The sequence below is a fragment of the Johnsonella ignava ATCC 51276 genome (assembly GCF_000235445.1).
GTDB lineage: Bacteria > Bacillota > Clostridia > Lachnospirales > Lachnospiraceae > Johnsonella > Johnsonella ignava.
In genome coordinates, this window is record NZ_JH378832.1 from 85,247 (window position 1) to 109,396 (window position 24,150).

Below are 24,150 nucleotides of genomic sequence, written 5' to 3' on the forward strand. Positions count from 1 at the left end.
ATATCAATCATTTAAACTGATTTTTCTAAACTGAAAAATCATATTTTCATCTTCATCATGACTTACAAGTATGCATTGTTTATCCGCTGTACTTTTTTTTACATACAAAAGCACATTTTTTTTAAGCTCCATATCAAGACCTTTAAATGCCTCATCAAATATCATAAGATCCCCGTTATGGTACAATGCTCTTGCTATGCAAAGTCTCCGCTTCTCACCGCCGCTTAAAGAACCTGCCTTCTGCAAAAGAAGACTTCCTATTCCGAGCTCAAACGCAATCTTTTCTATATTTTCCCTCTGCATCCTTTTATCCTTATTATCTGCATATCCTTTGACAATTGCTATATTGCGGTAACAGCTCAGATCTTCTATAAGCCTGTCTTCCTGAAATACTGCCGATATTTTTTTTGCATCTTTTTTAATGCTTCCGCCGTCAAAGGTTTCTATACCCATTATCATATCTAAAAGAGTGCTTTTGCCGCAGCCTGAGCTGCCCGTTATACATATACTTTCATTGCCTTTAAGTTCTAAATTAAAATTTTTAAATAATATTTTCTGCCCGAATTTTTTACATAAGTTATTTATTACAAGCATATCTGTATACAGTCCTTAAAATAAATACACAAAGTTTTTCAAAGCCTAAGCTTAAAAGTATTATTACCAATGTCCATGCAAATAAATCTGTAATTGAAAAATAAAGCTTAGACTCATAAAGCTTAAAGCCTATTGAATTTCTTGACAGACCTATTATCTCAGCCGCAACTCCGGCTTTCCAGGCAATCCCTGCCGCCGCCTTTAAAGCGGAATAAATATGCTCAAACATCTCAGGAAAATATATATATCTAAATTTTCTAAATCCTTTTATACCGTAAACCTTTGCAAATTCAAGAAGTTTAATATCAACGGCTTTAAATCCTCCCAGAATATTGGTATATATTATTGGAAATACCATTATAAAGCTTATAAATATTGAGAGGTTACCTGAGCCTACATACATAAGTGCAAGTATTACAAAGCTTGCCACAGGTACCGATTTTGTCATCAGTACATAGGGATATAAAAGTGTTGAAAAAAAATCATATTTATATGATATAAAACCAAGTATTGATGCCAGCACAAAAGCATATATAAATCCAAGGCTTATACCTGAAAAGGAATGTATTACAGTAAGATAAAACTCTTTTGTCCTTATAAGCATTGTAAGACTGTTTAATACTTCAAAAGGACCTGCAATCAATATGCTCTGCCCTATCGCCGAGGCGGTCAATTGCCAAAACAGCAGTGCAAATAGCACTGCTGCAGTTTTTTTATACATATTACGGTATGAAGAAGAAAGCATCACCGGGTACCTCTGTGCCTACCGACTGCGGATTATATGAATATAAAATCTCTAAGTAAGCTTTTGTAAGCTCAGCCATCTCCTTTCCGTCTATATAGGTTATATTGCATTTCGGTATAGCTTTTAATGCTACGGGTTCTTTAACTATATCATACTTTTGAGCAAGTTTTGCAGCTTCAGCTATATTTGCATTCACCCACTGTGTACTATATTTATATTCCTGAAGAAATCTCTTTATCTGCTCAGGATGCTCCTTTGCAAAATCCGTCCTTACAAAAAGACCTGCCGTTATAAGCTTATTACCGTCGCTTACCTTATCCCATTCCTTTGTAAGGTCAAGTGCTTCATCAAAACCCTCAACCGTATTCTTTGCAACTGTCATAAACGGTTCAGGGCACATAACCACAGCCTTGTCCATACCCGCTATGGTACTTATAACTTCAGTATGCTCGCTCTTCCACTCTATTGTAACATCCTTGTCAGGATCTATACCGTTCTTTGTAAGAATATATTTAAGTACATATTCAGGAGTGCCGCCTTTTCCGGAAGTATATATTGTCTTTCCTTTAAGATCCGCAACGCTCTTTATATCTTCCCCCTTTGCACCTATATATAAAACTCCTAATGTATTTATAGCAAGCATCTGAACTTTCCCGCCTGATTTATTTGCCAGAACCGCACCCATATTTACAGGAGCAGCCATTATATCAACCTCTCCGTTTAAAAGCTTAGGACCTGCTTCCTCAACATTTGAAGACAGTATAACGGTATATTTATTTGCAAGAGCATCATTTTCCGCACCGTCCATCAGTTTAAGCATCCCGAGGCTTGTAGGTCCCTTTAATACTCCGACCTTTATATCCGCACTTTTATAATTTGCATCAACCTCAGGCAGTTCTTCAGGCTGTTTTGCCTGCGCTTTATTTTCAGTGTCAGCACCCTTTTTAACTGATTCAGTTGAAGGCTGCGTGCTTTCGCTTTCGCCTCCGGCTTTATCAGAGGTCTTTGAGTCCTGAGAAACCGATGTGCTTTGCCCTGTTGACTGGTTGTTTTCACTTGTACTACATGCTGCAAGAGCTGCTGCAAACACTAATACGGCAATAAAAACTGACAGCCCCTTTCCCAATTTAGTCTTAATTTTCATCTTTTACTCCTCCTCAATTACATTATAGTTCAATTTATCATAGGGGTCCCCTAATCGCATATAATTATAGCATATTTTTTATATTTATCCAATATATAGCAAAAATGAAGCAATATAGAGCTCTACAAAATATATATATTATATACCAAAAATATATAAAAATCTGTTATAATACTCTTGCCAGTTTTTTATAACTTTGGTATGCTAAGGGACGTTACTTTTAGCTTCAGTTCAGTTAAACACTATATATGTATACTTTTTAATCTAAAAGCTGCTAAAAAGCAGTCTGACATATTGTGAACTATAAAGCCTGTAAAACTGCTACATAAGCTTATACTGAACTGTACGAAATTTATCCAGGAGGATATTATGTCAGATAATACGACACAAAACGATCATCAATCATATATGAAACAGCAGTCTATGAAATCCCGGGCAAGAAGAAATTTTTTTCTTTTTACTCTTATTCCTTTTATATTGTTGAATACTATCATTTTTTTTGCAGTTACAACAATGCCGGAATTCACTTTAGAGATAAACAGCAACCCTGATTTTAAGACTGTCGGGATCACTATCACACAAACCAGCATATACCCGCTTAAATCATTTGTGGTAAAGCTTGATGACAAGGAAATCCCTATGGAAATGCACAAAGAGGGACTTAAAACTATATATGAGGCGGTAGTCAGTTCAAATGGAGGTCTTTCTGTTGAAGCTATAAACTTAAACGGTATGAGGAAAATCGTTTATGACCAGATTGATTCAATAGATACTACTCCGCCGCTTATACTTGAACCTGAAGAAACTGAGGATTCAAAGGTAAGCTTAACGTTAGAGGATGACCAATCAGGCATTGATTTTGATAAACTTTACGGCATAGATGCTAACGGCAATAATATAAGACCTGAATCTGTAAATAAAGAGGATTCATCAGTTATATTCCCCTATGATACCGACAGCCTTGAGATACATGTAGTTGATAAGGTGGGTAACCAGAGTGTTGCCAATTTCAGCCGTGTTGACAGGCATCCTAAACGTGAAACTGAAAGTGCCTCAAATGAAGACGACACGACTGACAGCGACCATTCCAAAGCAGCTGACGGTAAAAAAAGTTCTGAGAACTCTTCACATACTGAAAACACAAAAGCACGCAATGAAAGTACTGCCCGCTCAACTACATCTGCAAAAAGCAGTCAGACCAAAAAGTCTTCTACTTCAGCATCGTCTGCAAAAGACAGTTCATCAAAAACTTCAAAAAGCAGTTCAAAATCCACCTCGGCAGGCACAAAAAGCTCAACTTCTGCTTCGCAAAAAAGCGGCTCTGCAAAAAGTTCAGCTTCCGCTTCACAAAAAAGCGGCTCTGCAAAGAATACAACTTCTGCTTCGCAAAAAAGCAGCTCTTCTAAAGACCAGTCCTCCGCCGCTTCATCTAAAAGCGGCTCCGGCAGCTCTTCAAAAGCTTCACAAAGCAAAACCGCTGAAGAGTCTAAATCTTCCGAAAAAGCAACCGGAAAGACGGCAACACATGGTCCCGGAGAAACTGCACAATAATACAGTTTCAATTAAAGCTGCAAAATAATATGATCAGATTGCAGCCTAGTGAAGGTAACTTTAATAAAAATAGCTTTAATAAAAATAACTCAATAAGAATATATTAATAAAAAACGGCTTTTAAAAACTTGTTTATAAAAACTTTAATTATAAAACACCGGATATGTTTTAACTGCATATCCGGTGTTTTATATAATAAAAATTCTTTATAATCAAATTATTTTCTTGAATAGATTCCTGCAAGCATATTGCAGTGCCATATAAGCCCCTCATCAAAATCTTCACTCTTAAGTCTCCACTGCCAGTTGCCTGAAGCGGTTCCCGGGGTATTTATACGGGCATTATCACCAAGTCCGAGGTAATCCTGCATAGGAATTATAACTGTATCGGCTATTGAAGCAAGCAGTGTCCTTATACAATCCCAGTGAAGATCCTTTTCCGGCGTATGTTCTCCGCCCTGATATCTTATCATAAAAAGTCTTGTTTCTTCAGAAAGATTGCCAAGCCATTCCTGTAAAGGTGCATTATCATGAGTACCTGTATAAGCCACACAGTTTCTTATATAATTATGCGGCAGGTACATATTTTTGTCATCTGAATCATATGCAAACTCAAGCACCTTCATACCCGGAAATCCCGAATCCTTTACAAGCTTTATAACGCTGTCAGTCATAAGTCCCAGGTCTTCCGCTATAATAGGTAAAACTGTATGTTTTTTCCCGAAATATGCAGCCAGAGAATTGAATATCTCTATACCCGGTCCTTTTAGCCATTCTCCTTCAAGTGCATTTTTATTTTCCGCAGGTATTGCATAAAATTCATCAAAGCCTCTAAAATGGTCAACCCTTACATAGTCATAAAGACTTAAGGCATATTCCATACGGCTTTTCCACCATGCAAAATCTGTCTTTTTATGTACTTTCCAGTTATATAAAGGATTTCCCCAAAGCTGACCTTCAGGCGAAAAGTAATCGGGCGGACAGCCTGCCACAAGCTCAGGCTCTTTATCCTCATTAAACAAAAAAAGTTCCGGATTAAGCCATACATCGGCAGAATCAAGTGCAACATAAATAGGTATATCTCCTATAATTTGAATCCCTGCATCATTGGCATATTCTTTAAGTTTTTTCCACTGCTTTTCAAATACAATCTGTATCCATTCATAAAATTCTATTTCATCTTTAAGCTTTATTTTTGCCGCCTTAAGCTCCCTTTCCTTAGCAAGTTTAAGCCCGGATTCCCATTCATACCATGCAGCATTATCATTATCCTCTTTTAGCGCCTGATAGAGACAATAATTCCGTGTTTCCTTAGAAAGTTTTTTTATATCTGTTTTAATGTTGAGGTCTTTCTGTTTTAAAAATGCTTTTTTTAAAATCTTTTCACGGTTAAGCCAGATTTTTTCATAATCCACTCTTTCATTATCATCTCCCCAATCTATATCATCAAGCTCAGATTTATCCAAAAGCCCGTCCTTTACAAGCTCGTCAAGTGATATATAATTCATATTCCCGGCAAACGCACTACAGCTTTGATAGGGAGAATTACCATGTCCCGTAGGCGAAAGGGGTAATATCTGCCACAAACTCTGTCCCGCTTTTTTTAACCTGTCAATAAAATCATAAGCCTCCTCTGAAAATCCCCCTATACCGTAATTTCCGGGAAGACTTGATATAGGAAGCAGTACTCCGCATGCTCTTTTCATTAATATTTTATTTTGCCGCCTTATACATCTAAGTACCGTAGACGGATTTTCTCCTTCAATCTCTATTTTTATTAATTTCTGTTTTAGATAAAATTTTTATCTTAAATTTTTATCTTGATTTTTTATCTTATAATAAAATTCTTATCTTTAATAAAATTTCTATCAGATATTCTGTAACAGGCATTTACTTCTGTATCATCATATAACCTTTACATCAATCTTATTATATGGTATCTCAATACCGTTTTCATCAAATTTATTTTTTATCTGCTCAAGTATATGCCATCTTACCTCAAGATATTCGGAAGTTTGACACCACGCCCTGCTTCCGAGCATTATACATGAACTTTCAAAGGATTCTACAAATACCAAAACCTCAGGTTCGTTATATATACGTTTATCATTTGCATATATATCCTTTATGCATTTTTTTGCAGTTTCCAAATCCGATTCATAGCTTATACCTATGCTTATATCAAGGCGGCGCCTGTCAAATGCAGTAATATTCGTTACTACCGCATTTGACAAACTTGCATTCGGAACTGTTATTTTTTTATTATCGGCAGTTATAATTGTTGTATAGATAATCCCTATCATACTCACACTGCCCTCAACGCCTGCACCGCTTATATAATCACCGACTTTAAACGGTTTCATAAAAAGCACAACCATGCCTCCGGCAAAATTGCTTAAACTCCCCTGAAGTGCAAGCCCTATCGCTATACCGGCAGAGCCGAGTATCGCAGCAAGTGAACTTGAACTTATACCAAGTCTTTCCGCAATTATAAACACTACAACAAGATGCAAAAGAGCTTTTACAAGCGAAATTATAAATTTTTTCGCCCCCTCTTCCATGTTTAGTCTGTTAAGCGAATGTTTAAGCATACTGCATAATATTGATATCAGCTTTTTCCCTGCTAAGGCTATAATTATTATCACAAGCAGCTGGTATAAAAATCCCAAAAATACAGGTGTCATATTTTTTAGAGTATCCGCTACAACATCAGGCTGCATTTTTTCCAGATCCTTATTTACCGCCTCCTGCACATCAGTCGCAATAGTTTCGGAGCCTGCCGCCTGAAAGCAGGTAAAACCCGCATTACTTAAATGCTGCATTAAATGCGGTATATTTATCATATATTATCTCCGGCATCAGATTTAACAATTGTTATATTTCTTTTTTTTGAAGTTTTTTGGAGCATGCCCTCGTCTTCAAGCCTTGATTGTTCCTTTTTATGTGCTTTTACAGCTGCCTTTTTAGCACTGTTTTTTACATCCTTTTTTCCCTTTTTGGAATCAACCTTTTTTACTGAAAAAGCCACCATACTCAAAGGAGGCAGCTGTATGCTTATAATTTCCCTCTCCTGTGCAGCCTCAGATTTATCAAATTCGTCATCTTTTACAGATAATCCCGTATCTTTATCTCTATCACCTGTATTTATATCCGTGCCTTTATCATTTTTTTGATTTTTATTATGCTGCCTTGCTTTTGAAGTGAGGGCTTTTGTATTTAACATTCCTCCGCCTCCAAAACCTTCATAATCCGAATTAAACTCCTCAGTATATATACCGTGGTACGGAACATCTATATCAAAGCTTGGATATGACTGCGGTGTAAAATTACATACTACAAGTATGTCATCCTGATAATATTCACTGTGTCTTACAAAGGCTACTACATTTTCCTTATAAGAATTGCATGTCATCCACTCAAATCCTTCAGGCTCGCAGTCAAGCTTCCAAAGTGCTTCATGTTCTACATAAAATAAATTAAGCTGTTTAACATATTCCTGCATATATTTATGTACCGGATATTTCAGTATGCCCCACGGAAGCTCATGCATCTCATTCCATTCATTTAAAGGTGCAAATTCCTGTCCCATAAAAATCAATTTTTTTCCCGGATGTGTCATCATATAGCCATATGCGACTCTTAAATTTGCGTTTTTCTCCTCCTGCGTCTTTCCCGGCATCTTGCCTGCAAGTGTACCTTTTCCGTGTACGACCTCATCATGACTCAGTACCAGTATAAAGTTTTCACTGTATTGGTACAGCATTGAAAAAGTTAATGCCCCGTAATGATGACTCTTAAAATATGGATCCACCTGCATATAATGCAGGAAATCATTCATCCAGCCCATATTCCACTTAAAGTCAAAGCCGAGCCCCCCATCTCTTAAATCACCGCTTATCTTGGGCCATGAAGTGGACTCCTCAGCAATCATAAGTACATCATTATGTCTTATCTTCATTATTGAATTTAAATGTTTTAAAAATTCAATCGCCTCAAGATTTTCATGTCCTCCGTACTTATTTGCAACCCATTCCCCATCATTTTTGCCGTAATCAAGATAAAGCATTGAAGCCACAGCATCAGCTCTTATACCGTCGGCATGGTAACATTTTGCCCAAAAAAGTGCATTTGCTATAAGAAAATTAGTTACCTGAGGTCTTCCGTAATTATATATATAAGTACCCCAATGAGGATGTTCTCCCTGCCTCGGATCCGCATGCTCATATACATGTGTTCCGTCAAATGCTCCAAGACCGTGGAGATCTTTAGGGAAATGTGCCGGTACCCAATCAAGTATCACACCTATACCCTCATTGTGCATATAATTCATAAAATACATAAAGTCCTGAGGATTGCCGTATCTTGAAGTAGGTGCGTAATAACCCGTAACCTGATATCCCCAGCTTTCATCAAGCGGATGCTCCATAACAGGCATAAGCTCTATATGTGTATAATTCATATCTTTTACATATTCCGCAAGTCTCGGTGCAAGATCTCTGTAATTATAAAACTCGCTGCCCGGCACAGGCTTTCCGTCATCATCAATCTGAGGTTCCTTTCTTATCCATGAACCCAGATGAACCTCATATATATTCATAGGATTGCCGTCATAATTTTTGCCGTTGCTCTGGTAAATATCACGTGAATCCATCCAGTCCTCATCAGTCCAGTTATATCCGTTTATATTTACTACAATGCTTGCACTTTCAGGTCTAAGCTGTGAATAATTTGCATAAGGATCTGATTTAAGCATAGGCTCACCACGCCTGGTTTTTATCTCATACTTATATATAAATCCCTCCTGTACCTCAGGTATAAATATCTCATATATCCCTGAATCTCCTATTCGCCGCATCTGATGCCGCCTGCCGTCCCAGCAGTTAAAATCACCTACAACCGATACTCTCATAGCTCCGGGTGCCCATACTGAAAAGTATACTCCTTCAACACCCTCTATAGTGATACAGTGTGCTCCCATCTTTTCATATATATCATAATGCACACCTCTTTCAAATCTTGAAAGATCGTCTTCGGTATAAATACCGGTATATCTGTAAGCATCATATATACTCTGAGTATTACCGTCTTTATATACTATATTAAATTTATATTCCGGAATATCCTTTCGATCAATAAGCACTGCAAAAAAACCTTTATCATTGAGCTTTTCCATATCATAAGTGCTTTTGACGGCAATAAATTCAACCTCAACAGATTCGGCATCCGGTATAAATGCCTGTATAAGTAATCCGGCTTCTGTCTGATGTGCCCCGAGAACGTCATGCGGATCTGATGATTCAGAGTATTCTATATCCTCAATCGCCGCCCAGTCTATAAGTTTGTACAATAAATTCTCCATGTCTTCCTCCTGAATACTTGGTACCGGATTACCCGGAACGCTTTATATAAATTTGTATACATATCCTTAAGTTTAAGTATTTATTTATAAAGTCTTAAGTTGTGTATAACCACTTATAAAAGATTACATATAATTCTAACATTTTTCGGATTAAAAAGCTAATAATTTTCATAAATATTGAAAATTCCTATTGCACATATTGCCTATCTGGCTTAAACTAGGTAGCGTTGATATTTTTAGATACAGAACAGTATCAGTTAAATCCGGCTGATATTTATGTCTTTACATAAGCAGATTTAATTATAATGTTTTTATATACTATATACTGTACTGCATTAATACATAGAGATAACTTAGAAGTGTCGTCGGAATCAACATTTAAAAATTAAATTATAGAATAGAAAAAGGGGTAGTGTATTATAATGGATTATAAAGAACAAAATATTCCAAATCAGAATGATTTCAATTCTGTAAATTTTTCTCAGAATTCCGGAAAAAAGGATTTTAACTTGTTGTCAGAGATTTTAAGCTGGATAAGCGTTATAGTCATAGCGGCTATTATAGCTCTTGTACTTAATAATTTTATAATTGCAAATTCAAGAGTCCCTTCAGCTTCCATGGAAAATACTATAATGACCAATGACAGGATTATAGGACTTAGAATGGCTTACCTGTTTTCAGACCCTCAAAGAGGAGATATAGTTATATTTAAATTCCCCGATGATGAGAAAGTTTATTATGTAAAGAGGATTATAGGCATCCCGGGTGATACCGTGGATATAATTAACGGCAAGGTATATCTAAATAACTCAAAAACTCCGCTTGATGAGCCTTATATAAAAGAAGCCATGCTGCCTGAAGCACCTATGCATTTTGAAGTGCCTGACGGCGGGTACTTCTGTCTGGGAGACAATAGAAACAGCTCAAAAGATGCAAGGCGGTGGATAAATACTTATGTTCATAAAGACAAGATAATCGCAAAAGTGGTTTTAAGATATTTCCCGAATATACAACTGCTTAAATAGCTTAAATAAAATTATAAAAGCTCAAAAACCGGAAGCTCAAAAAACAGAGGTTCAAAAACAAATACTCAAAATAAAGGCTAAAAAACAAAAGCTCCCTAAAATGTATCTAAGCTTTATCAGATATACTTTTAGAGAGCTTTTATTTCTCTGCCTTTAAATTCAACTATATTTCCCCGGCAGTATTTTATAAACTCATAATCATGAGATATAACTATAACCGTTTTTCCATCATCTCTCATAGCATTTATAAAATCTGCGGTTTTGTACATACTGTTTCTGCATAGTCCGCTTGTCGGCTCGTCAAGTATAACTACCGGCTTTTTTGAGGCGGCACAGAGTGCGATCGCAAGACGCTGTTTTTCACCTCCTGAAAGGCTTTGCGGATGGAGATCTTTTTTATCTGAAAGACCGAAATCCTTAAGTATGCTTTCTTTTTTTACATCATCGTCAGACACAATTGAAATTTCATCCCATACACTTTCCGTAAAAAGCTGGTAATTAACATCCTGCATAACAAGTGATATTATATCAGGGGGTCTCCTTACTCTATGCCTCCCATAATAAATCTTTCCCTTAAAACCTCTTGATAAACCGCATAAACAACGTATAAAGCTTGTCTTTCCCACACCGTTTGAACCTATTATAAAGTGTACTCCCTTTTTAAAATATATATCAAAATTAAATACTTCATGATCTCCGTATCTGTACTTAAAATCTCTGCAATATAAAACATCCGTGTCATTACACAGATTTTTATCATAGCCGGCTGATATATTTTTACTTTCATTAGCAAACAGATCTGCGACTGAAGTCGATTCTTTTGATAATTCTTCCTTTTTTACTTTTTTTAACATTCTTAAGCCGTATTCGGCACATATATCATCATTTATACCGCCTGATTCAAACTTTACCATATTCCCGTCTTTTATTATAAAGAGATTATCAATTATATCTCTAAGATACGACAGTCTGTGTTCTGCAATAATGATTATCTTATCAAGCTCCTTTAATTTAAGTATTGCCTCTTTAAGATTTTCCATTGCTTTAATATCAAGTGATGATGACGGTTCATCAAACAGATAGACCTGCTGTTCCATGCATGAGACGGCAGTTATTGCGATCATCTGTTTCTCTCCGCCTGAAAGCCTGAATATATTTCTTCCCATAAGATTTCGGGTACCTAAAAGCCCGCTGTAAAACATAATTTTATTAAATATCTCCTCTTTGAAAACCCCCCTGTTTTCAAGTGCAAATGCCATCTCATCAGTAGTATCCAGTGCATAAAACTGTGTCTTCGGATTTTGAAAAACACTTGATATATGTCTACTCCTGTCAACTATATTTTTATCCTGCAGGGATATACCCTCAAGAATTATATCTCCTGAAACCTCAGCTTTATCAATATACGGAACTATACCGTTTATGAGCTTTATAAGGCTGCTTTTGCCGCAGCCTGAATTTCCTGTAATTACATTTACCTCTCCATGTTTAAACTCCGCATTTATACCTGATAATATGCAAACCTTCTCATAACTGAGGCTAATTCCTTTTAATTCAAGCATATCATATATTTATGCCGGCAGCAAAGGCACAGCTCCTTCCTTTATTTTTATACAGTATATTATAATGAAACCGTATTTTGCCTACAAATCAATACTTTGTCAGTTAAAAATAACAAAATAAATAAATATGCCTGCAAACAAAAACATAATTATATAATCAAGTACCTTAAGTCTCGCATTTGAAATACTGCTTCTTTTACTGCCCGGAACCATCCCCCTTGTCATAGCACATACGGCAACATCATCGGCAGTCCTCATCGAACATACAAGAAGCGGCACAAGCTTATACTCAAGTATCCTTGCAGGATCGGTAATATTTTTAATAAATGTCAGACCGTGCATTTTCATCGCCTCATTTATATTTTTATAATCTTCTCTTATTGAATAAAAAAACCTGAACATTACAGAAACCGGTATTATAAAAGCATCCGGCATGTGCATCCTCCTTAAAGACTCCGTCATATCGGACATACTTGTGGAAATAAATGTATAGTATCCTGCCATAATTCCGGGAAGCATACGTATAACAATAGCCGCAGCCATATATAATATTCCCTGTAAAAAACTATCCGTATTTTTAGGAAGAAATTCCGATACAGCCCATGCTGCAGATGTTAATACCAAACCCTTTATACATTTGCCATATTCCCTTATATCTAAAAGAAGCAGGTAGGGAACCACGGATATTGCAAATAAGAATATAGGATATCTATACTGTACTTTCCCCGACAGAACTGTCAATGACAGAAACATAGTCATAAGCAGCTTTGTCCTGAAATCAATATTAATAATATGTTTAAAATTTTTATTTACAAACTCTCGCTCGCTCAAATCATTCCCGCCTTCTTAAAATGTTTATTTAAACATTTTACTCCCAATCCGGTTCCCAAATAAGCACCCAAACAACCTGCAAGCACTATCGGAAAAAATGACCACATAGGCATAACCGCCAGCATTTTATCGGCGAAATCCGCACCGTAATTACTTGCAATAAGATACTGCCTGTAAGATTCTCTTGATATATATATCGGAACAAGCGGTCCTGCCGAACTTGCCATAAACACCGTATAAGCCAGCCTTGCATGTATTATACTCTTATACTTGCCTGTATACAGGATAATCTCGCTTATAATTGAAAGCACTATCACCACAGGTATAACAAAAAGCCCATGACCGGAAAGCGAAAATACAAGCATAAATAAACATCCAAGTATGCCTATCATACCCGGCTTATCTATCCTTGAGGTGTAGAGCATAAATACAGGTGCCGAACAAAAAGCCCCTAAAAACGGTACAAACGGCATAAGTACAGGGATAAATCCTATCATACCGCAACACCAGAATACTCCTATAATCAATGCCGAAAACATGCCGGCATTTACTAAATCTTTTACACTGAATCTTGATTTGTTTAACATAATTTATATTCCCCCTTGTTTTTAAGACCTTAAAAAACCTCTAAATGTGAACTGCCCATTGTCTAAAAAAATGGACTTCCTGCTTCATACATTTTTTTAACAATTCCTATGAAATGCATTAAACATAAGAAAATATTTTTCGCAAATCCATGTAGAGCTGTATAATTAAACAACGGCTTAATCATTAGCTTCTTCGGTGTTAGCTGACGCTAACCAAATATGGGTTAATTATATAATACTGACGAATTTATTGTCAAGATAAGTTCTTGAGTTTATGTAAGTAGTTTCTGTAAATATAAGTTACAAAATCTTCTTTGTGGTGTACTTCAATCTAAACACCCCTTACAAATCTTTTAATTTCGTCCCATTCTCTGTCTTCCAATCGACATTACCATTAGATGTGCGACCAAGAATTACGGCTGAAGCCGCTAATGGTGCACTAAACTCATAATCCCTCTGGAATACACCATCCTTTATGACATTTTCTTTTATTAGAGTATTTCTCAAATTATAATAGGTCTTTCCCCTTGTCTCCAAAGAGCGTACAGTGTGAGCTGATATTTTAGAGCCTGTCAATACCGTAAATCCGCCTGTACTTACAAACCCCTTCGCATTTGACTCTGTACCTTTGCAATAAAGATAAATCGTATCATCTGTAGCTTTCGGAACCGGTACAAGCACCTTATACCCAAGCGTGTTAATGAGGACCTTCACATTATCAATGAACTCCTCCATAGTGGCAATCTGAGCTTCTTTTAATACAGTATTCTTATATGTGTTCTTCGTCAGGATTGAATATCTACCGCATTCCTTTGCAATCTCAACAAAACGATTTTCTAAATATCGAATTAAAGCTTTATTCAAGTCTCTACCAACAAAAACAACCGCCGTATTCCAATAATAGTTTTCTTTGCCGGACTGATAATCTCTAAGGTGCTGCGACAATCTGTCAAGCACATTTTCTGCCTCGCCGATATATACAGAATCGGTTCCATCATCCTCCTGACAGATCAAGAAGTATACACCAACACCCTTAATATCATCCCGATCACATCCTGAAATCTCTATTCTTGGAATTTTAATAGCTTTTCCATTCCAGTTTGACAATTCCGCTGTAGTCAAACTATCCGCAGATCCATTTACAAGAAATAGTTCAATAGCTTTTCCATACATTCTCCGAGTTCTCCTCCATTGAAATCCTATTTATTCTCGCTTTTCTGTTTAATATATTTTTCTCTCTTAAATTCTTGAGTCCTCTAACTCCCTTGCATTTCGTAAAAATAGCCTAAAAATATCTAAGTCTAACGACTCCATCAACCCTATTTTCGGAGGAAAGTACATGCATCCGACGCTTAGATATGTCCTACATCTCTGAAATTTCCTTAGATAAATTTATATTCTATTCGTTATTCAAATTATATATTAGCAACAACTGCCAATATTATATTCTTAACTGTGAATAAAATCAAACCAATTTTGTGGAACAGCGTTAGCCCAGTACATTAAAAATCGACCGCAATCCCACCGTTTAAAACCGGTATGATTGCGGTCGATAAAATTAGGCATTTACAGCATACAGTCATAATTACAATATAAAGTGCCTAATCTAAATTCTTATATACATCATAAGACGCTCTTTTACGACCTGATGCATCCTTTAAGCCGAATTTCATAGCTTTTCCCTGAAACATTTCACCGACATCATTTTGCCTGCTCAGATAAAATCCCTCTATATAAGGATTTTCCTTTGCTCGCTTGTAAGCCTCACTTATAACCTCAGCCTGAAGTGCTTCACTTGTTGCATTAAATCCCTGTTCAGAAAGTATTATATGTCTTACCTTTTTTTCAGGCGAAAGATATTCCTCCTGTTTAAAGAAATCTGTAAGCACATGCAGATTCTTCATGTTTATAATAGGTGAATCCGGCGTGTCTTTCACGTCAGGATCATCTCTAAAATCAGGATCTACAAGCCCCTGAGGATAGGCATGCCATGCAATGCCGTAATCGGTATCCTTTAAGTAACTGTTTATTATAGGCATCATATCTTTAGCCTGGTATATACCTGCACCCTGATCAGAATACCACTTCCATCTGTGATCAAAAGGTATAAATACTCTTGCATCCGGATTTTCTGCCTTTATAGCATCATACCATATCCTAAATCCTTCACAGTATTGCTGTGTATACGCATTTATATCGGTGGTCGGGAGATAATTCCATGTTCTGCCGTTATTTATCTCATTCCCTATAATCCAGTTTGAAACCAGATCCTTGTACTGATGTGCAAATCTTTGTGCAACCGCCTTTAACGCAGTCTTAGCCTCATCTCCTGAAACATTGAATCCATAAAATACCGCACCTCCTGCCGGCTTTGATACCGGAAGCAGCGCCGGATTTTCAGTCTGCCACGGATTAAGCATGATAACGGTATTTGTAATTCCCGCATCTTTATTTGCCTGATATAAATTCTCATAAAAATGATTTATAGGATTGTTCCATATTATTTGCGTTACTCCAAGATCACGACATTCATCAACTGCAATACCGCTTACAGCAAGACCCTTTTTATTTGAAGGGGTCTGATAAAAGGCATATACCGGAGATATAGCTGCAAAAGCCATATATATACCGAGAGCTGCTGAAAACATCTTTTTTGCTCTATCTTTAATAATCATGTATCCTCCTTATGTAATAATTAATAAGTTACATATTTATTGTAATACTTTTACATTTATATTACAACTTACCTTTTTATTAATATTAAATATACACATAAGGAACAAGTAATTCCTGTATACGGGAGTTCGACAGTTAGCAGTATAAAATGCTTAGATCAAAATCGTAAAATCCATTTAAAAATGACCTTCTTACCCATAGCCGTAAATATAGCAGACATTTATATGGCAGACATTTATTCTGATGCCTTAAAATTATAGACCGGCTTCATTATATCTAATATATCAACAGACATACTTACCATACCTATAATATCATCAATGGATTTATATGCCATAGGAGCCTCATCAAGCGTTTTTTCATTTATTGAACTCGTATATACCCCTTCCATACTGCTTTTATATTCTTCAAGACTTAGCTTCTCTTTTGCAGCACTTCTTGACATAAGTCTTCCGGCACCGTGCGGAGCTGAGTAGTTCCAGTCAGGATTACCCTTTCCTACAGCAAGTATACTGCCATCCCTCATATTTATAGGTATCAGAACCTTTTCACCTGCATGAGCGGCTATCGCACCTTTCCTTAATATCATTTCATCAGTATCTATATAATTATGTATAGTATGAAAGCTTTCCAAAGGAGTTATCCGGGCTTTTTTTAATATAACCTCTGCCATCTTCTCTCTGTTTCTGCGTGCAAATGCCTGACATATCTTTACATCATGCAGATACCTTTCAAGATATTTGCCTGTAAGATAGCACAGGTCCTTAGGCATAACAGGATCCGTATTTTCTTTATCCCATTTTAGCTTCTCCAATGCCTTCTGTATCTCATCCCTGCGTCCCTGCTCTTTATAAGTTCTTATAATTTCTTCTCTTGCATCAAGATATTCTCCTATACCTTTGTCAAGATCTACCGCAAGCTGTTGGTAAATTTCAGCAACCTGTTTTCCAAGATTACGACTGCCTGAATGTATTACAAGATATTTTGTACCGTCAGAAGCCTGATCTACTTCTATAAAATGATTGCCCCCGCCCAATGTTCCTATTGAGCGTTCAATTCTTTTTGTCTGTTTAAGCTGCCTGTAACATACAAGCTCCTGAAGATCAAATCTTTCATCCCGCCCCTCCCAGACAGCCTTGCCTGAAGGAACTATACTTACCGCTTTATCAAATTCTTCAAAATCAATTTCTATCTTTCCCAAATTGACAGTATACATACCGCATCCTATATCAACTCCCACTATATTTGGAACCACCCTGTCGGTAATTGTCATTGTAGTACCTATGGTACAACCTCTGCCTACATGCACGTCAGGCATAATACGTATCTGTGAATTTTGGCTCATAGGGTAATCACACATACGTCTTATCTGCCCTATAGCCTCATCTTCAATTACACTTGCATAACAGACGGCAGTATTGAATTTTCCTTTTATTTCAAAGCCTTCCATATTTTTCCTCCTGTTTATTGGTTTTCGTGTATTTATATTATGATACAAGTGTCAAAAGTATAAAAAATATATATCGTTTAAAAGATACATTTATTACCATAATAGCATGAATATATGTATCGCCTAATATCGGACAAATTTACTATAACATAGTTTTATATATTACACACGAAAAAAAGACTGCGAACTTGGCAGATTCCACCGGCACACCATATACCTGCCTTTATGTCGTAACTGTATTAATAAAATCTATATTTTTTCTTATACAAATGCCTTAAATCAAATACCAATGTCGTTAGTCAAAAATAAGGGCATCTCAGAAGTATTTAATGCATCTATTTCTGATACATTTTATACTTCTGAAATACCCTCATTGCGTTTCTCACTATTTTTTATAAAGATTCTGTAATATTATTACCCTCTTCTTCAAGCATTTCTGCGCAACTCTTACACATGTCAATATCATCACATATTAGAAAGCAATCATCACACACTATACGCTGGCAGATCGGACAAATATTGAAATGTTCCTCTAAAGCCTTTAACATTTTTTCTTTCAACCGCTCTCGTTCTCTTTGATAAAGAATGCGATAAAATGCTATCTTTTTCTCCGATTCAGGGCAGGCACCTGCTTTTGAAAATTTTTTTGTAAAGTTTAACTTTATTTTTTTACATTCCTCACAACAGGCAACAAATGAAATCTCTGTATCCGTTGAACAGTCAACCAAACAATTCAACAATTTTTTATTATTCAATGAACCGCCCTCCTATTTACAGTGCCGTTTTTTTGAAGCTTTCTTTTATAGATTGTACATATACATTTTAAGAAGTTTAAAATATTATGTCATCTGCCATTACCCGGTAGCTCCTTGCATAATGCAGTCTGAATTGATTGATGTACTATATTCATCCGGAAGTAAGGTACAATTCATAATATATTGTCCGTCTTTATTTACCGTATATCCATCAGGAGTTTTTTCATTAGCATACATCGAACCTAGCGGTCTTGAGCTTTCAAGATTCTTATAATACCATTCACCATCACTATGTATTTCCCATGTCCACTTATAAAGTATTATATAAATACAGTTAATTCAACAAAGTACACATATAAATCTATTTAAATCCTATCCTACAACATCTCCATCATCAAACGGGTCTCCACACTCCGGACAAAACTTAGGCGGATGTGTCGGATCCTTAGGTTCCCAACCGCACTTATCACACTTATACTGCGGGATGCCTGCCGGCTTCGGTTTTCCGCATTCCATACAAAACTTGCCCTTATTTCCGCCTGTCCCGCAACTGCATGTCCAGCTTACCCTATCCTCAGGCTTCGGTTTGCCACATTCCATGCAAAACTTACCCTTATTCCCGCTTACTCCGCAGCTACAACTCCAACCGGAAGTTTCACCTGAACCAGGTACCGCTGTCGCCGGCTGCTGCTGTTGCATCTGTTGTGGCTGCATTTGCTGTTGCATCTGTTGCTGCTGTGCCATTCCGTAGAGTCCCTGTACTCCTCCCACACCGCCTGCCGCATTTGCCATATTCATACCTGCAAATGCCATCATAGGTCCCGTAGAAGTATTTTTTGCTGCCGACTGCATAGCCGATGCGGTAGAACCGACCATATGTGCCGCTCCCATACCAGGATCACGAAATACTGCATTTCTTTGCAGTTCACGGATCATTTCCGCCTGTTCCTCAGGTGCCGTTACGGAACTTACATTAAATTTTGCAATCGCAAGTCCGTAGTGTTCTGCCCAGTCAGCGGAAATTTCAGCATTTACCGCCTCTGTAAGCTCCTTTGTATGTGTAGTGATCTGATAATAGCGTATACCCATATCAGCTATCCTTCCGAATGCAGGTTGCAGTGCGGTCAGTATCTCAGATTTTAACTGAGAGTCAATCTGATCTCTGGTATATTCATCTTCAACATTAGCGCATACATTCTTATAAAATGCTATCGGATCAACCATTTTATAGGAATACTCTCCATGACAGCGAAGACTGATCTCCATATCCAGACCTATCTTCTCATCCACCGCACGAAACGGCACCGGATTGGCTGTACCGTATTTATTTCCTATAATATCCTTGGTGTTAAAAAAGTAAACACGTTGATCCTTTCCGGTATCTCCTCCCATCGTAACCCTTTTCATAAAGGTATCAAAGCTCTTTTTTACGCCTTCACCCAATCCTCCATAAAAGATGCTGGGCTCGGTTGATTTGTCAAAGACAAATTCTCCCGCCTGTGCACAGACTTCTACAATAGCTCCCTGCTCTACTATAATCATACACTGCCCTTCATTAACAGCTATAATAGAGCCATTTGAGATAATATTGCTGCTTCCTTTTGTATTAAAACTTCTATTTGACTTTCTATTTTCACCCTTCTTTACAAGCACATTTACATCCATGGACGGGCAGTAAAAATATTCACGCCACTGATCCGCCAGAACCGAACTTAATGCTCCGACTCCAACCTGTAACAGTCCCATGCTTCTTCCTCCGTTTCAAAAATTTAAATATATTTGGTTCATTCCTTATAGTTTTCCCCTGCAATTTCCCCTTAGCCTGCTTCGAATACGCTTCCCCCATAGCTTAATTCCGAAGCAAAGCTTCCCGGCTGAATAGCCATACCATAACTGATGATTTTTTACAAAACCGTTTCAGCTGTATTCCCTGATAATTATTTTCTTTATATTAATCTATATTCTGCCGCCAATCTTCGGCACAAATAGTGATAAAAAGTATTTTTCACATTTTCAATCTATTTCTCCTATATTAAAACCGAAATTCCTAAATCAGCCGCTCCTGCATTGTGGCGTGTCAACCAGAAAATAAGTGCAATAACGGCAATGACGGCAACGGTAACTAACAAAACTTTTATCCATGATATAGGGATGTTTCCGCTAACCTTGCCGGTCTGTCCGTTTACCATAAAGTTATATATCTTATCACCGTAACGGAAAGAGGATATCCATACCGGAAGAAGCAGATATTTATAAGTTATATCTGCATATTCCGTTTGTATCTGAATATTTCTCGTATGATCCGCCTTATTCTCATCTCTTATCTTTGTGTCCACCTCTCCATGAATCAAGGAGGCTATTTTCTGTTTTGCCTTTTCCCATGCATTTTTCATTTTAACGGTATATCTCTCCGCCATAAAGCCTGCCATGTACTCAGGTCTGTATTCCTGAGCTTCCAAAGTCTGAAAAGGTTCCAGCCCTGCAATCATACCTCCGTCCTGTTTCTGTGAAGCACATATAAGCATATCGTCTATTTTATGGTGATAAGCGCCACGAGTATTAAACCAGTCGGTCTCAATCCGGGTATTCCCATCCTTATCCTCTGTTTTACGGTCAAGACCGTACTCTCCGCTATAGTTGCTATGTGTGTTTGTGTCAAAAGTCCAAAACGGAACATAAAGTCCTTTAAATGCTTTTGGCTTGGCACTCTCTTTCGCAAGTTTAGGACAAAAAAACTTTTTTTCAATCCAGCTCTTAAAAAGCTGTGCCGCCCGTCCGGCATCCAACTTAAAAGGCACAATCCCTCCGGGAGACATTGTATTTTGCTGGGCAACAGGCATAACCTGATTTGAACCGCAATAGGGACATTCACCCGAAATCTGATTTGTGTCATATATAGTATCTGCACCGCATGACTGGCAGTGCACAGTCTTTGTTTCAGTACCCCAATCTGTCGGAGCATCATCCTCAGCAAGGTTAAAATCCAGTTCCTGTGCTGTAAAACTCTGACTTACTGCGGCAATTTCTTCCTTATGCCCGCAATATGGACAAAGAAGTATCTGACTTCCCGGCATAAAAGCCATTACTCCTGCACACTTCGGGCATTTTTTATCGGTTGCCCGCTCTGTTTCCGTACGCAAAGCATCAGTCGTCTCATGCTGCCCGGTATAATTTTCTCCCACCATATTTTACCTTCCTGCTTTTTTATTATTATTCAAAATTAATTTTAGTAGCCGGGAGAATCTCCCACATCTTCATAAAGATTCTGAATACTTATAAAGCGAAAATCACCATCATCCATTCGTTTCAAAGTAACGACATAAGGTTTCGGATTATAACTGTAAAAATCATTGCAGAGGATACAGACACTATCTCTATCCACATCTATCATCTCTCCTGCAAATACAATATAATTTGTATCTCCATGAATTAAATAATATGCATCTAATGTATCGATATAACTGCCTTTATTGTAAGCCTCATCTGCACCCCATACCTTATCAGCCAGTCCGTAACCTGTTGCACGGCGGGCAAGTTTATCGAGATTTGTTCTGCTTATATAAGAGATATCCGTATCTATCTCAATATTCCTTTTTTCAAGCTCCTGCCGAATCTGATTATATGAAATACTTTTATCGTCCATCTGATACACAATCATATTGATATTGAAACGGTTATCATCCACTGAACCGAATCGTTCCCACAGGAAGCCATTTATCCCCGCTTCTCTTAAAAACGCAATCGCTTTACCTTCAATATCAGCAGCATCTTTCCACTCACCTCTTTGATCAAGTTCTTTTTGAAGTTTCCTTATGTTTTCTTTCTCATAAGAATTAAAAACATTCTCATTAAACTGCTGAGCAGGTATGCTTGGATTATACCAACTTCTACTTTCAAAATAGTGTTTTTGCCCTTCATTAGTAAATATTCTGCCATGTCTTGCATATATCTCATTTATTCCACGACGAATCTGAAAGCTTTCCTTACTCTGAATTTCATTATCCCCTAAAACTGCGGCAGAACTATCCGGAAAAACATAATCATTATCCATAATTAGTATGTTGGCAATATTTCCTGTGTAAATCAGTTTTAAATAATCCTTATCCGGCTGTGCGTATCCCTGATATTCCTCATGAGAATTATATGCCTTATAATCCATTTTAAAGTCTTTCACAAACCGTTTTAAATCCGCATTATATTTTCCGGCACCATCTCCCTCAGCTGAAGCATCCTTATCTGCTGTTTCTGAAGGTGATTTTCCGCTTTTTTCTTTTTTTAACAAACTATGACCCTTTTGAGCTTTATTGTCTTCCCCATCTTTATCAGACTCCTCTTTATCATTTAAACGCTTTTTAGCTTTGTGAGTTTCATCTGCATCTTTACTCTGCTGAGTCTGTGTATACGATCTTACATTGCATCCTGAAAAGCAGCATATTATACACAGCAGACTCACTAAAACCAGAGATCTGCGATATTCTCCAAATCTTATACACGTCATCTTAATAACAGTCCTTTCTTAAAAAAAGCATTTTAATTGTCAAGCTTTTTTCTCTGGTAACTTTCCTGAACAAAACGGGCATCTTCATCGCTAAGCCCGTTAATTATAGGTTCCAGTGATTCAAATGCTTCTTTTCCTCCATGTGCCAAAATCACATCTATGGCTCCTGAACGTCCTATCCAGTTTACTTTCGGATCCTGAAGTATTTCCTTCATAACGGCAACTATCTCTTCAGCATTATAATAACTTGCCTTATTTTTCCATGCTTCAAAATTTGATTCGGCAATATGACTGATATCTGTAATTGTTCCCCAATACGGGACATCGTCGGTTCTAGGTGTTTTTTTAAAGTATTCTAATGTGGCACGATAAGCCGGCTCGCTGGTATACTGATGCACCGGATAATCCAGCCACATCTCTGCCAAAGAGTAAATACAATCTTCATGTAACTCATATTTAGTATCATCATTTAAAATCTCTTTAATGGGTTCTACAAAACTATCATCATGCAAAGCCCCGCAGCTGCCGCATGCACTTCCTGCCACTTCAAGATCTTTATCTTTCATAAGTTCAATTAATGTTTCCACTGCGCCTTCCATACCCTTATTTGATGAGGTTCCTATCCATGTTGCAGCTGCCGCCCTGACTCCTGCATTTTCATGTTTTGCCATATCAAGAAGAAATGCTCCGACTTCAGGATCGGTACCGTTATTTCCCACGGCTGCTATAAGATATTTAAGTACAAAGGGGTCTTTCTCCGTCTTTATACCTTCCTTAGCCAGGCTCAGCTCTTCATAAGAAAGACCAAAAAGTGTACCCATAAATTCATATCCCTTACCTCTAAGCTGAGGATACTCGCTTTTCACAAGTTTTTTAATGCCTTCTTTACTGCTGCCGTAGGATATATTTTTTTCATCTAAAATACTAAAAGCCTTTGATGTGATATTGCCCTCAAGTTCCAACTTATCATTTATCGGTACATACCTATATGTAGATACCAACCATAACCAATCCTCATCGCTTAACTCTTTCTTGTCAATGAAATCCTTTACCAGATCCTCCGCACTCATATTTGCATAATCAAGCTCTTCTTCACTCTCTTTTTTTGCCTCATTTAATGTTTTATCCGCACTGCTTTTATCTTTTGATGATTCTGCCTGCACTGTCGGAGTATCCTCCTTCTTACTGCATGAGGTCATTCCTGCTAAAAGTATACATGCTGCCAGCATAATTGCCGGACGGTATAAATTTCTTTTTTTCATAATTTTTTTAGGATAGCCGTAAATCCAATATTTTTAATATAATACTTATATTTTATACATTCTTTAAAACTGTCCTTTCTCCTCTCTTTATAAATAAATTATTTTTTAAATT

At 37.1% G+C, this 24,150-nt stretch carries 19 protein-coding genes; 2 read left to right on the forward strand and 17 right to left on the reverse strand.

Annotated features, from left to right (window positions below; genetic code table 11):
- Positions 1-3: 3 nt before the first annotated feature.
- Genes HMPREF9333_RS06305 through HMPREF9333_RS06315 form a run of 3 tightly spaced genes read right to left on the reverse strand, consistent with a single transcriptional unit; the run spans position 4 to position 2,483 of the window.
- Entirely contained in the window at positions 4-594 is a 591-nt protein-coding gene (locus tag HMPREF9333_RS06305) for an ATP-binding cassette domain-containing protein (protein WP_005540667.1), read from the reverse strand.
- Entirely contained in the window at positions 578-1,339 is a 762-nt protein-coding gene (locus tag HMPREF9333_RS06310) for an ABC transporter permease (RefSeq protein ID WP_050798116.1), read from the reverse strand. Before HMPREF9333_RS06310 ends, HMPREF9333_RS06305 begins: the two co-directional genes overlap by 17 nt.
- Entirely contained in the window at positions 1,317-2,483 is a 1,167-nt protein-coding gene (locus tag HMPREF9333_RS06315) for an ABC transporter substrate-binding protein (RefSeq protein WP_005540669.1), read from the reverse strand. The genes HMPREF9333_RS06310 and HMPREF9333_RS06315 overlap by 23 nt, the downstream gene beginning before the upstream one ends.
- A 369-nt stretch (positions 2,484-2,852) precedes the next feature.
- Between HMPREF9333_RS06315 and HMPREF9333_RS06320 the strand changes: the two genes are divergently transcribed.
- Positions 2,853-4,034, forward strand: a complete 1,182-nt coding sequence (locus HMPREF9333_RS06320) for a hypothetical protein (protein WP_005540671.1) — start codon at positions 2,853-2,855, stop codon at positions 4,032-4,034.
- Positions 4,035-4,251: 217 nt separating this feature from the next.
- Here HMPREF9333_RS06320 and malQ read toward each other — a convergent pair whose 3' ends face one another.
- From malQ to glgB, 3 genes are all read right to left on the reverse strand, one after another.
- Positions 4,252-5,763, reverse strand: coding sequence for a 4-alpha-glucanotransferase (gene malQ / locus HMPREF9333_RS06325; RefSeq protein ID WP_277352362.1), 1,512 nt, complete (start codon positions 5,761-5,763; stop codon positions 4,252-4,254).
- 174 nt (positions 5,764-5,937) lie between these two features.
- On the reverse strand, positions 5,938-6,876 hold the full coding sequence (locus HMPREF9333_RS06330; protein ID WP_005540674.1) for a mechanosensitive ion channel family protein: 939 nt from the start codon (positions 6,874-6,876) through the stop codon (positions 5,938-5,940).
- Positions 6,873-9,392, reverse strand: a complete 2,520-nt coding sequence (glgB, locus tag HMPREF9333_RS06335) for a 1,4-alpha-glucan branching protein GlgB (RefSeq protein ID WP_005540676.1) — start codon at positions 9,390-9,392, stop codon at positions 6,873-6,875. The genes HMPREF9333_RS06330 and glgB overlap by 4 nt, the downstream gene beginning before the upstream one ends.
- Positions 9,393-9,814: 422 nt before the next feature.
- On the opposite strand from glgB, the gene lepB reads away from it, so the two are divergent.
- Positions 9,815-10,417 (forward strand): signal peptidase I, encoded by a 603-nt coding sequence (gene lepB / locus HMPREF9333_RS06340; protein ID WP_005540678.1) that lies wholly within the window; start codon positions 9,815-9,817, stop codon positions 10,415-10,417.
- Between the two features lie 128 nt (positions 10,418-10,545).
- Here the strand turns inward: lepB and HMPREF9333_RS06345 are convergent, their stop codons facing one another.
- The 11 genes from HMPREF9333_RS06345 to HMPREF9333_RS12565 form a co-directional block, all read right to left on the reverse strand.
- Positions 10,546-11,979 carry an ATP-binding cassette domain-containing protein gene (locus HMPREF9333_RS06345; RefSeq protein ID WP_005540680.1) on the reverse strand — a complete coding sequence of 478 codons (1,434 nt, stop codon included), beginning with the start codon at positions 11,977-11,979 and terminating at the stop codon, positions 10,546-10,548.
- Between the two features lie 99 nt (positions 11,980-12,078).
- Positions 12,079-12,810 (reverse strand): energy-coupling factor transporter transmembrane component T, encoded by a 732-nt coding sequence (locus HMPREF9333_RS06350; protein WP_005540682.1) that lies wholly within the window; start codon positions 12,808-12,810, stop codon positions 12,079-12,081.
- A complete protein-coding gene (locus tag HMPREF9333_RS06355) occupies positions 12,807-13,397 on the reverse strand; it encodes an MptD family putative ECF transporter S component (protein ID WP_005540684.1) in 591 nt (196 codons plus the stop codon). The genes HMPREF9333_RS06350 and HMPREF9333_RS06355 overlap by 4 nt, the downstream gene beginning before the upstream one ends.
- 342 nt (positions 13,398-13,739) lie before the next feature.
- Positions 13,740-14,570, reverse strand: a complete 831-nt coding sequence (locus tag HMPREF9333_RS06360) for a GIY-YIG nuclease family protein (RefSeq protein WP_005540686.1) — start codon at positions 14,568-14,570, stop codon at positions 13,740-13,742.
- Positions 14,571-14,998: 428 nt separating this feature from the next.
- A complete protein-coding gene (locus tag HMPREF9333_RS06365) occupies positions 14,999-16,072 on the reverse strand; it encodes a DUF5722 domain-containing protein (RefSeq protein ID WP_005540688.1) in 1,074 nt (357 codons plus the stop codon).
- Positions 16,073-16,308: 236 nt separating this feature from the next.
- On the reverse strand, positions 16,309-17,523 hold the full coding sequence (locus HMPREF9333_RS06370) for an RNA-splicing ligase RtcB (RefSeq protein WP_005540690.1): 1,215 nt from the start codon (positions 17,521-17,523) through the stop codon (positions 16,309-16,311).
- 392 nt (positions 17,524-17,915) lie between these two features.
- The gene (locus tag HMPREF9333_RS06375; RefSeq protein ID WP_005540692.1) at positions 17,916-18,278 is read right to left on the reverse strand and encodes a hypothetical protein; all 363 of its coding nucleotides are present in this window, start codon (positions 18,276-18,278) and stop codon (positions 17,916-17,918) included.
- 372 nt (positions 18,279-18,650) lie between these two features.
- Positions 18,651-20,024, reverse strand: a complete 1,374-nt coding sequence (locus tag HMPREF9333_RS06380) for an SPFH domain-containing protein (protein ID WP_005540695.1) — start codon at positions 20,022-20,024, stop codon at positions 18,651-18,653.
- Between the two features lie 281 nt (positions 20,025-20,305).
- Entirely contained in the window at positions 20,306-21,463 is a 1,158-nt protein-coding gene (locus tag HMPREF9333_RS06385) for a hypothetical protein (RefSeq protein ID WP_005540699.1), read from the reverse strand.
- A gap of 41 nt (positions 21,464-21,504) precedes the next feature.
- Complete coding sequence (locus HMPREF9333_RS12240) at positions 21,505-22,776, reverse strand: YARHG domain-containing protein (RefSeq protein ID WP_050798117.1); 1,272 nt, start codon at positions 22,774-22,776, stop codon at positions 21,505-21,507.
- 32 nt (positions 22,777-22,808) lie between these two features.
- On the reverse strand, positions 22,809-24,038 hold the full coding sequence (locus HMPREF9333_RS12565) for a HEAT repeat domain-containing protein (RefSeq protein ID WP_005540701.1): 1,230 nt from the start codon (positions 24,036-24,038) through the stop codon (positions 22,809-22,811).
- Positions 24,039-24,150 lie beyond the last annotated feature (112 nt).